Raw genomic sequence first — 15,722 nt, forward strand, 5'->3', positions numbered from 1 at the left:
GGCAACAATCGTCAGTAAGGTTGGAAAATCAAATGCTTAAAGAGAAGCGGGTTCGTCGCCATGCACGTAGTCTCACGAAAACCGATTCAGAAAGGCGGCGAATCTCACGATATCCGGTCAGCTGACAGCCGTCCTCGGTCTGGTCGCGACCGCAGTCGAGGCCGACGATCTCGGAGCGGCGCAGTGCACCGGCAAAGCCGAGCAACAGCATGGCGCGGTCGCGCAGGCCCCGCAAATTGCCGCGCTCAAGTGTCTCCAGCATGGCAACCAAGTCCTCCGGCAGGAGCGCCTCCTTCTGCCGGGGAGGGCGGGCGTGGGCATTGCGGATGCCAGCCATGACGGTGGCAATGGCGCGATGCTTCCTGTCGAGGGCAAGGCCGCGCTGGGCATAGTTCCAGGTGAGCGACGACAGACGCCGTTCGATGGTCGAAACGGCATCCTTGCGGCCTTCGGTGCCTTTCCTTGGCGAAACGCCACCAGAGGCGCAGGCCGTGATGTAGAGCCCGACGGTCTCGGGATCCGGCGGCATCGGGACGAGGTTCTGGCGGCGCAACCAGTCGCAGAAGTGTTTCCAGTCGGCGGCATAGGCACGGCGGGTGTTGGCGGAACTGGCAGCCTCGACGTAACCGCGCGCGCGTTCGGCAAGCTCGTCGAGCTGGCTCGGATGTCGCCCGACGGGCACGACTTCTGCGGATGGCAGGGCAGGGGAGGGGATCTCGTCGCCGGGGACGGCAGATGCTGGCTCAATCGCCGCCTCCGCCTGCTGCCCCATCGCCATCACCAGGTCGATGATATCGGGCAAATCGTCGACCGGAATGTCGCCAGCTGGGCGGTTATCGTCCAGAAAGGCGTTTTCCGACGCGCTCTCTCGTCGAGCAGAAGGTAGCTCGGTACGGTTTTCCGGGTTTTGCTCGACAATAGAAGCCATTTCGGCAGTAGGCCATCTTATGAATGATAATGCAAGATTATCGTTCGTTTTATGATGCCGACAAGCACAGCGCTTTCTGCGCAAATAGATTGCTAAAAGCGCCGTCATGATTCATCGTGCTTGCGATGATTCTGCGACCCAAACCCTCTCGGTCTCGCCATGGCGTGCTTGGCGGCGCCCCTTCGATCGCACCGATGGCAACGGTGCCGACCTGGTTGCGCGGGGCCGCCCTCGACACCCAAACGGTTGCGGGACAAGGCATCGAGGACATTGCAGTCACGGCCGGCGCCGCCATCGGCGCGCTCGATGCGGTGGTCCGCCGGCGGGAGCGGTGGGCCGGCGCCTGGCGGCAGCGCCTGGCGCTTTCGGCGGCTGCGGTCACGGCACGGCAGGCAGGGCGCGTCGAGGACGAAGCGGCCTTGCGCGATGCCGTATTGCTCACAAGACCGGGCGACAATGTCGGTCCCGCCGGCCTTTTCCTTCTTGCTTGGCGGCGGCTGGCATCTCGGCCAGCGGACGATCTGCTAACGGAGAAAAATGTCGCCGCGGTGCTGGAAGATCTAGGTCTCACGCTCAACGATGAGGCGGTCAGCGATCTGACGGACGATCTGCGACAGCTTGCCGCCAACACCGGCACGGTCGAAACGCTGGTCGGGGCCTTCGCGGCCGCGGAGCGTTACGGCCTCCGGCGCGTTCTCGGAGCCTGGCTTGCCGATGTCTTGCTCGCGCAGCGGCTAGGCTGGACACCTGCAATCCCTTTGTTGGGCGCCGAAGCGACCTTAGTTGTGGGTACGGGCCGGGCGCGTCGACCAGTGACTGCCGCTCTGGCTGCCGGCGCCGAAACGGAAGCCGATTGGGCCAAAAGCCTGCTGGCCGCGCAGGCGCGCGCAGCGCTGCGCGCCATTGATCTTTTCGCCGAACTTGAGCGCCGGGCGGACCGGCTGCTTGCGGTTGCGCCGAAACTCAGGGCCAAGGCGGCGGACGTCGTCGTGGAAAAGCTGCTCTCTGACGACGCGATCGTCGCCTCAGAACAAATCGCCGGCATGAGCGATCGCGGCCTGCGCCGCCTGTTCGACCGGCTGGTCGAGCTCGGTGCCGTGTGTGAATTGTCCGGCCGCGCTACCTTCCGCATCTACGGGCTGTGAAGACAATGGCGGAGAGTGCACGTAGGCGAGGAGGGAACCGGCCAGATGACCGTCGATCAGCTGACCAGCTGTTTGACCGGGAACTGGATCATCTGCCGCCGGAAGCGCGTTGGCGTGAATGGATGCACCGGGTCGAAGCAACGATCTTCGCCGCTAGCGAGCCGGTCGACCGCGAAATGCTCGCCCGCATCGTCGGGAAAAGCTGCAGCATTGATCTTCTCATCGACGACATCCGCGAGGAGCTGCGCGGCCGCCCTTACGATCTGGTTTCGGTCGCCGGCGGCTGGAAACATTTGACCCGGCCTGCCTATGCAGACGCCATCCGTGCTGCTGTAGGTGGAAGTGGGAAGACGGCCGACCTTACGCAGTCGGAGGTTTTGGTGCTGATGTGCATCGGCTACTTCCAGCCGATCACCCGCGCCGAACTGTCGTCTTTCTTCGGCAAGGAGATCAGTCGCGATTTTATTGGTCATCTGCGCGGTGCCGGCCTGATCGCTTCCGGTCCGCGCAGCCCAACGCCGGGCGCGCCCTACACCTATGTGACGACAAAAGAATTCCTGCTGGAGTTCGGGCTCGACACGCTGCGCGACCTGCCGGATTTCGAGGCGCTCGAGGATGCAGGCCTGCTCTCAAAAGAGAAGTTGCTGGCGGGCGACATCATGCCCGACTTTTCCTCCCATCATTACAACGCCGAAGTCGAGATCGAGGATTAAGCTGCTTGCTGCCGCGCAGCAGCCTGCCGCCGTTGCGTATGTTAGCGGCTTCTCAATAGGCTCATCGCTCCAGCACACAGCGGCCAGGAGCTCTTTGGCGCCGTTGTCCGAAATTCGTGGGCATATTTCGGACAAGGAGCGGTTCCGGGTCGGGCGCTCAAACCATAGTGAGGCCGGCCAACCTCACGAGCGTAGTCGCCGATATTCCTGGGGCGGCCCCTTCGTCAAATGAGAGGAAGCGGAGCATTTGTCGCTCACCTTACGTGCGCGCGAGGGATCGAAGCCGCATGGCTGAGACGCCTCTTCGCGCGGCGCTGTTTCGAGAGCCAGGTTCGCTCTGGCGGACGCGCCACACGCGTTCTTGTCGGCGATTCCAGCGTCGCTATTCGAAACGCTCGTCTCGGCCACGGTCGCGCTGTGTCTCCCACCGCTGTTCCTCGGCAACCGCGTCCGCAAGGCCCTTCTTTGCTTGTTCGACAAAGCTGATCGCGGCGGCGTCACCGCCAAAATCCAACTCATCCAGCATGCGCACGTTCGACTCGATGATCGCGGCGCGCGAGCCGCTCCAAGTGCGCGGCCGGAACCGCCGCAGAAATTCGGCCAAGACCTGCACACGGTCCGGGGCTTTTTCCAGCACCATCCGCGCCGCTTGGGTCCATTGCAGCGGTGCCTTTTCGTCGGGTCGGCGGAACAGCGTGACCGTCGCGGCAGCGACGGGATAGCGAATCGCGGCTTCAGCTTCGCACCACGCAATGAGGACATCATCCGGCACGGAATCCAACGGATTGCCATGCATGTGCGTCATATCCTCGATAGCTCTCACGCCGCTTTTGCGCAGCGCCGCATCGCCGTCAAAGAGCCCGTCAAGTGCGACAACCGGTTGTGCTTTAACGACGCCCTTCACCAGATCGTCATGATAGTAGGCTTGGGTCTTGTGGTCTTTCGTCGCCTCCAGAAACTTTCCAACGAGATCGTGAGCTATGGAAGCCCCGGCATCGCCAACAAGGCACAACTGCGCAATTCGCCCCAATCTATGATCCTCGCGGTCGTTCTTGTCGCCGAAGGTGATACGCCGGAGAAGCTCGCGCCCAGCTTCCAGACTATGCGGCGATGGCTCGTTCTTTTGCGTGCGGTCGGCGTGAAAGCGCATTGAAAGAATTTCAATAGCTACGTCGAAGCCACCGGCTTTGTCGGCGATCGCCACGATCAGATCGGCTAGCTCGCATGGGTCGATCCCGTCGGTTGCCCGGCCCCAACCCAGCACATGAAACCGCGCGATCGGCGCCGTGTTGCTTGCGAGCGATTGACGGAGACGCCCCATCCCTCGTGAATTGATCGGCACGGCCGATTGCAGGGTCGGAAACCACAATGCCAATGTGTCATGAAGCAAAGCCGCATCAAGAAGCCCGTCGGCTCCGGCGGCATCGTGTTCCGCAACCCTGTGTAGAATTCCGCGCAGCACCTGAACATTCCGATTGGATTCCTGTGTCTTCGCCAACTCGCTGACAAGGACGTCCCAAAGTGCGCCGCGATCAGGCGCAGCCTGAGCCATGCCGCGTCCCAGCAGCCACAATTGCCCTTCGGCGCCGACAAGCTCGGGGAGTAAGGTGGCAAAGGCATCTGCGTCATGCGCCAGCTCCTCGCCAAGCTGCAGTATGATGCGCTCAGTGCGCGCGGTTTCAGCCTCGATGTCATCATCAGGGCCATAGATATCATCGAAATCAAGGGCGCCGATCCCCCTGCGATTCATGACGATCGCCCGGACGTTCTCGATGAGGTTGGCAGGCCGGAGAAGCTTCTCAAGAGCGTCCAGGCGCGCAGCTATCCCCTCGGGCATGGATTGGCCAACGAACTTTTGGGTCTGACGGACGGCAATCCATCCTTCGCGCCAAAAGCCGCTAGCCGCGATTCCCCTGGCCGTCCGTTCGAGTGCATCCAATGCGCCGGCAGACGACCATAGCCCGCGGAGCTTATCCGCCAGCAGCGCGCGGATGGCCGGGGCTACGGGATGGTCCGCTGTCGCGAGGGTTCCGGCCAAATTCAGCGCGGACTCGAACCAATGGAGCACTTCGGCATCCGTTCGCGGATAGTAGCCGTGATCGCGCGGCCGCGCGCCAAAATCGAAGTTGTATGAGGACGTGAAGTGATAGGCTTCGAACATTGCGCCTAGCGCCCGAATGCCTAGCGCCCGGTCGGCCGGATTGCTTGAACGCAGCCAGGTTTCGACCGCGCGCAGGCGCTGGTCGACACTGGCGTGCGTGCCGGAGAGATAGAGGTAGAACAGGGATTCTACGGCGTCGGTCGCTTCGTCGCGCGCGCCATCGGCCTCCGGACGTGCGAAGCTTGCCAGGAGGGGGACCGTCCGATCAAACAATTCGGGATCGTACGCAAGCGAACGCATGAGCCGCAAAAGATGCCGTCCATTTTCTCGCATTGTCTCGCTGTCAGGCCCGCGAGTTGCGCGCTCGATCGCATCGAGGACGGCCGCCGGCGCCACAGGCGCGATGTTTTCTAGGATCGCCCGTCCGAACCCATTCAGATTGGCGATGTCAGCCACATAGCCATCGGGACCAAGCCAACGATCAACGATAACGACCGCTTCCTTGCTGCCGTGAAGGTAGCCGAGACGCCGCGAAAATGATCTGAGCAGCCGTTCCGAGGCGCCGTTGACGAGTTGGGTTTCAATGGTTGCCCAAGGTATGTTCTGGAGCGCCACCGCGGCAAGGCGGTTTGCGATGGCGTGCGGCAGCACTGCCCGCCAAATTCCGCGCTGCTGCACGAGGTCCCTGCGGCGAAGCTCGGCAATGCCCGCGAAGATCTCGGCAGCGGCCTTTCCGACCAGGCCACCCAGACGGACGATCTCGGACTCGTCGCCAGTGACAGTTTCGCCATCGAACGAGAAGACCAGCGCGCAAGCTTGCGCCACTAGCAGCAACCCGCTGTCGTGCTCATGCCGCTGCTGGAACAGGCGCCGAAAAAGGCCGTCATCGGTCAGTCCGGCAAGCGACTCATTCTTGCCTACCGTTTCCGCAAGCGCCAAGGCGACCCGCGCGTTCCCACCAGAAAATTCGGCAATGGTCTGTGCTTCGACGTCGGAGAGCGACGGAAAGCGACGGTTGACCAGTTTCTGGACGAGGTCGGGCGATGACGGTTCCAGCCCGAAGACGTCCGTGCCCTCGGGCTCGTCCTCCCGAATGTCGTATTCGATGGTGACTACGCTGATCGTGCTGCCGGCAGTGCGGACAAGTTCCGAAAGCCGCCGATGCAGTTCCTGCGGGCAATTGTCGATGACCAGGATTGCGCGCATGCGTTGGGCGACCAGATTGCTGGCGAGCGCGATCGGTTGCGGATCGGGCGTGTCCGCCATGTCGGCATAAACGGCAAGCGACGGATCGAGACTGCGCGCGCCTACGACTGGATCGAAAATCGCCTGGACAAAGCGGGTCTTCCCGACGCCGGAAAGTCCGACCAAACGCACAACCTTACCGGGTTGGCCCAGAAGGTCGCGGATTCTCTCAAGGCCAGCGAGTGCGGTGACGCCATCGCCATTCTCCGTGCTGCCGGTCTGGATGCGCAATGCGTCATCGGCAAGGTAGCTATCGTCGCTGCCGACAGGCTTATGCGCCCAAGAGCCATAGGGTTGCCAACCCAACAGAGACTTGCCGATGCGATCGCGGACCCACGGTTTAAGGCCCGGATAACCGCGTACCCATGTCGCAATGCGTCCGCGGTCATAGAAATCGAGGGCGAGCTGATCCCGCTGCGCGATATCCTTGACTGCATCCGCCATCGCCTTGCGCCGGTTGGCAAGCGCCCCGTCCGCAGTCGATCCGGTTGCGCTGACAATGATGTAGGCGCCGGCTTGCGCCGCCAATTCCTGAATGACGGGCCTTACCGTTCCTGCCAAGCGCATTTCCGCGAGAATTTCGCCGCGCGGCATATCCGGCTTCTTCACCTGAAAGCCCGTGGCGGCGCGCGGTACGAACCCGTCGATCGGCGTTCCGGCGGGGAGCGAAACTCGGACATCGAGGCCGCCATCAGCGGCGGTCTGATTGCCGCCCCAGGTCACCGCCGAAGCAGGAAGGCCACGGCGGCGTAATTCCGCCTCGCAAAGGAGAGCGACGAGAGATCGAAGGTCCCCGTCGTTCAAAAGAGCAACGTCGTCACCGGTGATTTCAAACATGCTGAAGGGTAGGCACGCGCGTGATTCCGGTCAAATATGCGTCGAACGTCGGGATTTTCGGCACGCGTAGAAAGAACAGGTCTCATGAAATACCGAAGCGACGCTGCTTCGCCGCGCAGCCTGGGAGCGAGAACACCGGCCGACAATCGCGGCATGGTCTGCTGCCAAGGGAGCCGCGCTTGAGGTCGTGCTCGAACGGCTCATTCCTGTATTCTCCGACCTTCCGTCAGTGAGCGCCGCCGGACCCCAGCCGGCACATACCGCGGCGACAAAGGCGGTGCGCGAAGAGCTGCGGCGTTGCCAGGATCTGCTCGACAAGGACGCGACCGACACCAAGTTGGAAGCCGATCATGAAGGCGACGTCACACGCGGTCGGGCGCGCGTACAGCGGTCACCGAACCGGTGGCTGTCGCCATGTATTGGGATGCTATGAACCGCTCAAGGTCGCAGCCTGATGTGCAGAGGTTCGTGATTCCAGGCTACATGAAGCAGCGCTACTGAGCGTTCCGGGACAAAGGGGAATTACGGTTCAGGAGTGAAGTGTTCCTTCGCTGCCGTGATCGCCGCGGTGTACTCCGCGACTAGCGCCTGAAAAGCTTCAAAGGCGCGATAGCAGTGGTCACGCTCGATGGCGAGCAAATCGGCAACCTGATCGAGATTAAGCGGCTCGCTGCCGCCAATACCGTAGCAGATGCGCCCGTCTTCGCCGACGAGACGCGTGACCATCGCGCTCATACCAATGAGAAACCGGCTCGAAAAACGATGATTGTAGGCGTTACGGAAGTCCCCGGTAGCCCGCTTGAACGCGCCGCCGGCGATAGGCTCGACGCGGCGCTTGAAAGTCCGGAAGCGTCGCCACCCCCTGCAAATCGGGTCTATATCGTCCAGATAGAGCGCTCGCTCATTCGGGAACTCGTCACGCCACCCTTGCAGATCTTTTGTCCTATTGGCTTGGTGGCACAGATGTCCCGCCGCGAAGGCGAAGCGCGACTTGATCGCATAGGGCCTCCCGAGAGCGACCGTCCCCAGCGTGTTTATGAACTCATGTGAGACTGCGAGCTTCTCTTTATCGGAGAGTGCGGCCGCGACGCGCGCCCATGCGCGCAGCCGACGCACGTCATGAGTCAGGTCGTTGATGATGTTCGCGAGCTCCGAGGCATATTCCGACAACATGCTGGAATACGGCATCCATATCACGGTGAGCGGGTTGGGGAGCGTCCACCAGCGATAGGGCATAAACCGACCGCCGATCTCGCTATAATCGAGCTCGTGTCGATAGACGGTGTAGAGGCGAATTGCCTCTACAGATTGTTTCTGCGTGAATTCGTCCGGTTCAGGCATTGCGGCGGGCCCAATTGACGACCGACCAGATCAGCTCATCGACTGTGCTGCTTCCAACGCTGATATCGCGGTGCGGTTCGACGCGATGATACTCGCCGAGCGGCGCGGTCCCCGCCGTGAACCCAGTGCGGCGTGCGATGATATTCTTGGTGCGCCGGTTTTCCTGCCAATAGGTTACAATTGCTCGGTGCTTCGGCTCGTTCGGGCTACCGGGATGCAGCGCCCGCGCGTCGGGAAAGTGCATGTGACGATGATGCGCGTGAAGCAGCGTAACATCATAGAGCCGCGCGATGAAGGCCCGCATCTCGTCGACGCTGCCGGAGGTGCCGACATCCTTGCACTCAATCGCTACGCGCGGGCGACCCACCGGAATGCCGCCGGCCTTACGGATCTCGGTCCCGACACTGCCGGGCACGATCGAGATGTCGATCTCGTGTGTCGCGGCGCTACGACCGGCGAATTGAATGCCGTTCCAGATTTCCCACTTCCTCCGGTGGCCCCAGCGAAAGCCGATCACAGTGGCATTGGTCGGCCCCGCCGAGGCTGCGGGGACGCCAGTAGGCGCACCGCCGCGTTGAATGAAACGCCGATCGGCATCACCGGGGCGGATAATGGTCCCGTCGGATCGCTGGAGCCAGACGCCAAAGCCAGCGTCTCGTAGGCCGCGCGCGAGGCTGGTCATCACGAATAGCTCGAAGATGCGCCCGGCGCCGGACGCGTGGTCGAGGGTAGTGACGCGGCCTACGATCGTGTTGAGCGCGGTCTGGACAGCGGGGATCATGTTGTTGCCTGTCCGCGAGACAGAGCGGTCCACTCCGCCAACGCTGCATGTAGCGTGAAAAAGTCGCCGCGGGCGCCTGCAACATCGTCGCGGCTGCTTTTCCGATCGCCCTCGAGATCGAGCAGGACCAGTGTCACACCCTGATCGGTCTTGCCGGATGCCTGTGTCGGAACGTCTTGAGGATCCTGCCGCTCGATGGTCCCTTCGACGATGAAGTCGAGGGTCTCCAACGACGCCTGCAGCTGTTCGAGCGCCGCGTCGAGCCGCTCTTCGACATAGGCCGCTGCCCATTCTACCTGCTCGCCCGCTGGTATCGGCTTCGGCTCATCTAGCAGAGCGCGCGGCTCGCCGCGGGCCTTGGGCTGGGCATTGCTGCGCACTGACTGGCGCGCGGCCGCGAGCACTTCTTCGGGCTCATCGGGCAAACGGCCGAGCCGAATTCCTTCGATCAACTCGAACGCCAACCAGTCCAGCCGAGCTGCCACCAAAGTCTCGATCAATTCGAGCACGCGCGGATCAAGGATCGCCACAACTTTACGCCCCCAAGCAAGTTGATCCCGCAGGTACGATTTTATTCCGGCGGGCACACCGACTTGTCACCGGCGCACCAACTTTCTAAGCGGTCTTCACGGATTGTTCTAGCCAAGAGAAGACGTTCGACGTCCTGCAGAACTCTCCGTGCAGGTTTCAGCGTTGGGGCGCTTCTCAATCGATTTCTTGCCACTCGTTTCGCTGATATGGCGGTCGAGGGCTCGCAGTGAGTCATCGAAATGCACCGCCCTGAACCAGCCAGGCCCGCGCGTGGCAAGCGTCTCAAGTTTCACCTGGCCGAGATGCCTGCGCTGCCGCGGCCCGTCGTATAGCTCGACATAATCGAGCCGCGGGTCTCGGGCTGCGGCATCGAGCAGCGCTAGATCGCAGGTCCGCGCCGTGATCCCTTCGCCGTCCGGATCGATCTCTTCGAGATGCAGCAAGCAATGGTCGCGCGGACCATGCACCACCATGTTCCATCCGTCGGGCATGCGTCGTCGGGGCGGGGGCCCTTCTCCCATCCTGCCAAGATGGACCAACGCATCCCGCTGTCCCGACCTGGGTTCTGTCGTGAGCGGATCGCGGACGCAGCTAAAGTCTGCCGCGTGCGAGAACAGGAAACGCCGCGACTGCGTCACTTGTACTACGTTGTGGCGCTCAACCTCTTCATCGCTGATGGCGGCGGGTTCTCCGGAAATCAGGCGCCGGCCGTAAGCCCGTAGCGTCGCATGCTCTTTGCCTTCGGTGCACAGGAGACGGTCAAGCCGTGCAACGATCGTTGGGCAATGCCAGGTCAAGAGTAGTGTCGGGCTCAACGGCAGATGCACGAGGATACCCTGCGCCTGTAGCCCATGATCGCCATAGGGGAAGGGATTGGTGAACACGACCGGGTGGTCAGAGATCAGGAAGCGCGCGGAGCCCGCGGGCTCAACCAGGCCCGGCATCAACCGGAGAAACGAATTTCGATGGCTGGTGCGCTTGACAAATGCCTCGATCGTGCCGCGCTTGGCATCGGCGTCAGTCGGCGGTGCCAAGTGCGGGTCGTGCAAATCGGCTCCGAGTTTGTCGAGCAAGTCCCGCATCTCTTCGACAAGGACGCCCGGCGTTTCACGGGCCAATTTTGTTCGCAGCATCTGGACAGTTCCAAGGTCCGCCAGCGCCAATACCTGCTGCTCGCCCATCCATGACAAAGAGCGGCGCTCCGCGATCTGGGCGACAATAGCTGCTCCGGCATCGTCAACTGCGTCGTACATCCCCTCGAAATTGAGCCTTCCGCCATCCTCGGTGATTGTGTTGAAGTCGTTTTCCGAACCCGCGTCCAAGATCGATGACGTGAAGCTCTTGCCGGTCGTCTTGTCGAAGACGTGGATCTGGGTGCGGGCCTCGTCGCGCAAAGTGACGGAGTTGCGCCTGGGTTACATAATGGTGCTTTCTGGAAGGCTTGGATTGTTTCGACATAGATAAGCTGCACCTGCATGGCGACCAAGGCGGTCGATCTTGGCCTGGAACGCTCGTCGGGAAGATACCCAGATATCCATTTTTGACAAATCATGTTTGAAAAACCGCTCGTGGTACGAAACGCGAGAACGGTTTGCTCGGCTAATCAAATCATGTTGAAATATCCGCGCTAAGAGCGGATAATGGGGCATGGTTCACGATCAACGCTCTGCCCTGTCAGCTCATGTAGCAAGCCTGCTTTCCGCAGGACAGGTGGTCTTTACGAGCCAACAGGCGGAACAGGCGCTCGGCGTCGGACGCGGTGCGCTTCTCGACGCCGCCGAGCGCCTTCAGCGACGCAAGGCGCTGATCAGACCTCGGCAGGGGTTCTATGTCGCGGTGCCTCCGCAGTTCGCCTCCTGGGGTGCGCCGCCGCCGTCATGGTACATCGATTCCCTGATGCGCCACGAACACCAGTCCTACTATGTCGGCTTGCTGAAGGCGGCAGAACTTCACGGAGCCACGCACCAGGCCGTGATGGAATTCCAGATCGTCACCTCAAAACGCATGCCGAAGATCAAGGCTGGCCGCAACCTGATCGTCTTCTATTACCGCAAAGACATCGCAGCAGTGGAGTCGGGTATCGAGGATCGCAAAACAGATACAGGAATAATGAAAATATCCTCACCCGCCCTCACGGCGCTCGACCTCCTGCGCTACCCACAGGCTGCGGGCGGAATCGACAACGTTGCGACAGTGCTCACTGACCTTTCCGAAAAGATCGATCCGTCCCAGCTCGCCGCGCTGTCCGATGCGGCCGAGCGGCCCGTCGTCCAGCGTCTCGGCCACTTGCTGGAACGACTAGGCCATGCGGATCGCGCCAATCTGATGCACGCTGCGCTGACGGCGCGCGGCGCCACGCCGTGGACGGAGCTCGACCGCGATGAAACGCGCGATCCCGATTTCACGCCCGCGCCGCAGGAGCACGACGACCGTTGGCGTGTGGTCGTGCGTCGCACGCCGGAGGTCGACGAATGATCCCAGCTCAAAACATTGTTGCCTGGGGTAACGTCGTTCCGTGGGCCGATCAGCGTCAGGTCGAGCAGGACCTCATCATAAGCCGCGCGCTCATCGACATCTTCAATGACGATCTCCTATCCGCTGAACTGCGTTTTCGCGGCGGCACGGCACTGAACAAGCTGCACTTCCCCAAGTCGATGCGGTATTCGGAAGACATAGATCTCGTCCGAACGACCTCTGGTCCGATAGGACCGATTCTGGATCAACTGCGTGAGGTACTAGAGCCGTGGCTTGGCCGCGCCCAATTCGATCAAAGTCCAGTCGCGCCCAAATTTCGCTTTCGAGTGGAAGGGGAAGACGGAAGCGGTGTGCCAATTCGCCTCAAGGTCGAAATCAACACGCGCGAAATCGAAGCCTACGATCCGCCGCAAGCGATACCATTTCGGATAGACAACCCTTGGTTTGCCGGCGAGGCTGCGATTCCTACCTTCTCTCGGGAGGAAATGCTGGCCACGAAGCTGCGGGCTCTCCTGCAACGCGACAAAGGACGTGACCTCTATGATCTCTCCCATGCCCTGGATGTGTTCGCCGGACTTGACGTTGATCGGATCACCGAAATGTTCGGCCTCTATCTTCAGTTTGCCGGCCAAGCGATATCCCGGGCCCAGGCCGAGGAACGGATGTTCGCTAAACTGGCAAATCCGCGGCTGCTGACGGATATGCGGCCATTGCTGTCGGCGGCGCAGGCGGAGGCTTTGTCGGACGATGCCACAAAAGAAGCGTTCGAGCGCGTATTCAAGGGGCTGATTGCAAAAATCGCCGGCGACACCTGGGTTCGAACCGAAGAGATGAAGGAGCGGTACGGGCTAATCGGGCGGTCAATTCCGAACGTCCCATAGCGTCCTCCGTAGAGCGTGATCCGTACGATTGCTGCCGCTATCCAGCTTGCCCATCGGCTCGAATCGCCTATGCTGGGCCGTGGCTGATCCGGCCATGCCGTCCACATTGGCGAAGCCCACGGGCAGGAATGATTCGATGACCCCCGTCTGAACCTCTTCCAAGGTGCGCGGGCCAAGTGGACACGCCGCTGCAAGCACCGCCGGAGCGGTTCCATGCGTATCTACTTTTCCGATCTCGTTCGGCCGAAACAGGCCGCAAAATATCTGGCACGCGCCGCGGCCGAACTGAATTTGGCGACCGTGCATGAGGCACTCGCCAGGGCGCTCGGCTACCGGGACTGGCATGAGCTCTCGATCTATATCCAGCCGAACAGTCCCGCGGCAACGGAACGCATCAGTCTCGAAGATGTCTTGCGCATCATTCTCGAGCTGGCTGACACCCTGGCCCTCCCGCAAGCCGAGGTGCAACATGCGGTATCGAGAGCGCGGTTGCTGCGAGCAGCCCCATGGTCGATTGACGAGCACATGGTCCTTCGTACCTCCCTCTGGAGGCAGCGTGTTTTCGGCCCGCCTGGTCGTGGCAAGCCCGGAACCATCGTGAGGGACAAGGCCTATGGTTCCAAGACCCCGGCCTACCTTCGCTATCCCGGCCGTCCGACATACCTGCTTTTCGACACGGGATTTGGTGAGCGGGCCGACTTCGAGGTGGCCACACCGCGCTCCCCACTCCCGGACTTCGTGCCCTCACGGATCTGGTTGCCCTACGGGATCTGGAAGCTGAGCGATGGATCGGAAGTCCTATTCTCGCGCGACTATCTGCCGATGTGGCGCATTTCGAACCATCGAACCGAGCGCATTGCGCCGTGGCTTTGGATCAAAAACATTGTAGAGGAAACGCATTTCGCCAACTCTGGAACCGCTACATGGGCTTCCGGCCCGGCGCGCGAAAGGGCGGTCAGCTACTTGCAGCGGCATCGCATTTCCGAGTTGCCGCGGCTGACCGACATCATGCCCCACCTCTTCGAGCCCGAGGTCGATTCTCTCCCGGACGGCGTTGCTCGCCTCTATGCCACTCGACGCGGGATCGAGGCCCAGACGCCCTACGCGGAGCTCAACACCCGCATTTTGGTTTAACCCCAGTTTTGTTGCCATCTCAAACGGCGTGGCGGCCTCGAATCTGCTAAGCAGAAGTATTCAAGGGCGCAAACCATATGGCTGCAGTCAACAAGAAGAGTAATCCGCCGTTAGATGCACGTTTCAAATTCGCAGAAGACTCGTTCGCACGGTTGACGGGAGGGTGGGATTCTCACCTTCGTACTGCTGTCGGGTCTGCGGACGGCGAGGGGTACCTACTGCGCTTGTTCAGGAAGACGGGCACGGCCCTCGACGATGATTTGCGGGCAATTGTCGCCCGTGGCCTGAGACGGATTCGGCGGGTGCTTTCTTCTCGTCGTGCTCGAGACGTGCTGGTTGAAGTTCTCGAAGTTGCGGAAGACCAACACGAGCTTGCTATCGTAATGGTCGACCCCGGCAGTCCGATTTCCGGGCCATCACAGCGCCGCAGGACAAGGCAGGGGCGCTATCTGACAAGCGCAAGTCGTGGCGTCTTCTGGCGGAACATGGTCCGCGTCGCAGAAGCGCTCACGCTATGTCATGACGCCGGCATTGTGCACGGTGGCGTCAGCATGCATTCGATATTCTCACACCGAGACGATGGTGCCGACTATCGTCTCGGTGGTGTCGAGGCATGCGTCCATATTTCGGATGGCGATCTCAAAGAGTCCGGGCACCTGCTTCGCGCCTTCGCCGCGATCTCGTTCCGGCAGGACTGGATCGACTTGGCCGCGGTTGCCGGCGAGCTCCTCGGCCTCGATGGCGACAACCCTCCCCAGCTTCTGTCCGTCGAACAACGAATGCTGGAGCGGCTGGCCAGTCCACCGCAGTTCCAGCTCTTCGATGGTGCAGTAGTCCTCGACGAGCTACAAAACGTCGTCATCGAACTCGACAGGGTAGGTTCGAGCTCGGATGGGGAACTGGTTCTCTATCCCTCAAGGGGTGTGGTTCAAAGCGATTTGCCCGCCCTATCTTCGGGCACCATACCCGCTGCCGATGGGGCAGCGATCATGCAGTTTGTCGCCGACGACCTGCTCTCCGCCGGCGTCCGCCTCGTTCCGGATCGGCAGGACACCGCACGTCTCATGACCGATCTCGCGATCTACAATGTTCGGCTCATGAGCGACTTCGTCGGAGTGATCGAAGGCGCGCACCAGCGTCGCGCAAATGAATGGATGCATGGTGCGGTCGATATAGTCCATCGATTGCATCTCTCCCGTAATCGAGCGAGCGCCGAAGAGCGGGTTCAGAACCTCGGGCCAGGCGCCAAGCGCTGGCGCGACCTCTTGGAACCCGTCCGGTCTGGCGACGGCACGGCCGACGTTCCGATATGGTTCGCTCTCATCCTTCTCGAAGCCTTCACCCTGCTGAGGGAACAGTTTCGCCTCTATCCAGTCGACGTCATCGCTCCAGCAAACGCCGAGGCGAACGTCCTCTGGCTGGCGCCCCGCGATGACGCAGAGCGTGATGCTCAACGCGAAACCATAGGGCGCTGATGCCTTTGGACGCGCTGGCCATCCGTTTCGGACCAAGGTTGTTGCGGACGCGCGGAGGACTGCGGTTTATACGCCGTTCTTCCTTTGACGCGACCGTCGCCGGCGTTCTCCTCATGACAGTGAAGATCACGTCGC

The 15,722-nt window shown here is 61.5% G+C and carries 11 protein-coding genes and 1 pseudogene; 6 read left to right on the top strand and 6 right to left on the bottom strand.

Annotated elements, in window-relative coordinates:
• Positions 1–55 precede the first annotated feature (55 nt).
• Positions 56–928: pseudogene (locus J1C56_RS22920) on the bottom strand (tyrosine-type recombinase/integrase); the annotation flags it as partial.
• Positions 929–1,122: 194 nt separating this feature from the next.
• Between J1C56_RS22920 and J1C56_RS22925 the strand changes: the two are divergent.
• Together J1C56_RS22925 and scpB are read left to right on the top strand one after the other, a co-directional pair.
• The gene (locus J1C56_RS22925; protein WP_246591807.1) at positions 1,123–2,073 is read left to right on the top strand and encodes a DUF1403 family protein; all 951 of its coding nucleotides are present in this window, start codon (positions 1,123–1,125) and stop codon (positions 2,071–2,073) included.
• Between the two features lie 5 nt (positions 2,074–2,078).
• Positions 2,079–2,786: an SMC-Scp complex subunit ScpB gene (gene scpB / locus J1C56_RS22930; protein ID WP_214392381.1), complete on the top strand. Its 708-nt coding sequence runs from the start codon at positions 2,079–2,081 to the stop codon at positions 2,784–2,786.
• A gap of 382 nt (positions 2,787–3,168) precedes the next feature.
• On the opposite strand, the gene J1C56_RS22935 is transcribed toward scpB, so the two are convergent.
• The 5 genes from J1C56_RS22935 to J1C56_RS22955 all read right to left on the bottom strand — a co-directional run bounded on the left by J1C56_RS22935 (position 3,169) and on the right by J1C56_RS22955 (position 11,016).
• The gene (locus J1C56_RS22935) at positions 3,169–6,969 is read right to left on the bottom strand and encodes a hypothetical protein (protein WP_214392382.1); all 3,801 of its coding nucleotides are present in this window, start codon (positions 6,967–6,969) and stop codon (positions 3,169–3,171) included.
• A gap of 522 nt (positions 6,970–7,491) precedes the next feature.
• The gene (locus J1C56_RS22940; protein ID WP_246591809.1) at positions 7,492–8,310 is read right to left on the bottom strand and encodes an integrase; all 819 of its coding nucleotides are present in this window, start codon (positions 8,308–8,310) and stop codon (positions 7,492–7,494) included.
• On the bottom strand, positions 8,303–9,091 hold the full coding sequence (locus J1C56_RS22945) for a hypothetical protein (RefSeq protein ID WP_214392383.1): 789 nt from the start codon (positions 9,089–9,091) through the stop codon (positions 8,303–8,305). The genes J1C56_RS22940 and J1C56_RS22945 overlap by 8 nt, the downstream gene beginning before the upstream one ends.
• Positions 9,088–9,621: a hypothetical protein gene (locus tag J1C56_RS22950; protein WP_214392384.1), complete on the bottom strand. Its 534-nt coding sequence runs from the start codon at positions 9,619–9,621 to the stop codon at positions 9,088–9,090. The genes J1C56_RS22945 and J1C56_RS22950 overlap by 4 nt, the downstream gene beginning before the upstream one ends.
• A 108-nt stretch (positions 9,622–9,729) precedes the next feature.
• A complete protein-coding gene (locus J1C56_RS22955) occupies positions 9,730–11,016 on the bottom strand; it encodes a DUF4238 domain-containing protein (protein WP_214392385.1) in 1,287 nt (428 codons plus the stop codon).
• A 253-nt stretch (positions 11,017–11,269) separates the two neighbouring features.
• On the opposite strand from J1C56_RS22955, the gene J1C56_RS22960 reads away from it, so the two are divergent.
• The 4 genes from J1C56_RS22960 (at position 11,270) to J1C56_RS22975 (ending at position 15,587) form a co-directional block, all read left to right on the top strand.
• Positions 11,270–12,097, top strand: a complete 828-nt coding sequence (locus tag J1C56_RS22960) for a type IV toxin-antitoxin system AbiEi family antitoxin domain-containing protein (RefSeq protein ID WP_214392386.1) — start codon at positions 11,270–11,272, stop codon at positions 12,095–12,097.
• Complete coding sequence (locus tag J1C56_RS22965) at positions 12,094–12,978, top strand: nucleotidyl transferase AbiEii/AbiGii toxin family protein (RefSeq protein ID WP_214392387.1); 885 nt, start codon at positions 12,094–12,096, stop codon at positions 12,976–12,978. Before J1C56_RS22960 ends, J1C56_RS22965 begins: the two co-directional genes overlap by 4 nt.
• 213 nt (positions 12,979–13,191) lie before the next feature.
• The gene (locus J1C56_RS22970; RefSeq protein ID WP_214392388.1) at positions 13,192–14,112 is read left to right on the top strand and encodes a hypothetical protein; all 921 of its coding nucleotides are present in this window, start codon (positions 13,192–13,194) and stop codon (positions 14,110–14,112) included.
• A 77-nt stretch (positions 14,113–14,189) separates the two neighbouring features.
• Positions 14,190–15,587: a hypothetical protein gene (locus J1C56_RS22975; protein WP_246591811.1), complete on the top strand. Its 1,398-nt coding sequence runs from the start codon at positions 14,190–14,192 to the stop codon at positions 15,585–15,587.
• The last annotated feature ends 135 nt before the right edge of the window (positions 15,588–15,722 follow it).

The organism is Aminobacter anthyllidis (assembly GCF_018555685.1).
Taxonomy (GTDB): Bacteria; Pseudomonadota; Alphaproteobacteria; order Rhizobiales; family Rhizobiaceae; genus Aminobacter; species Aminobacter anthyllidis.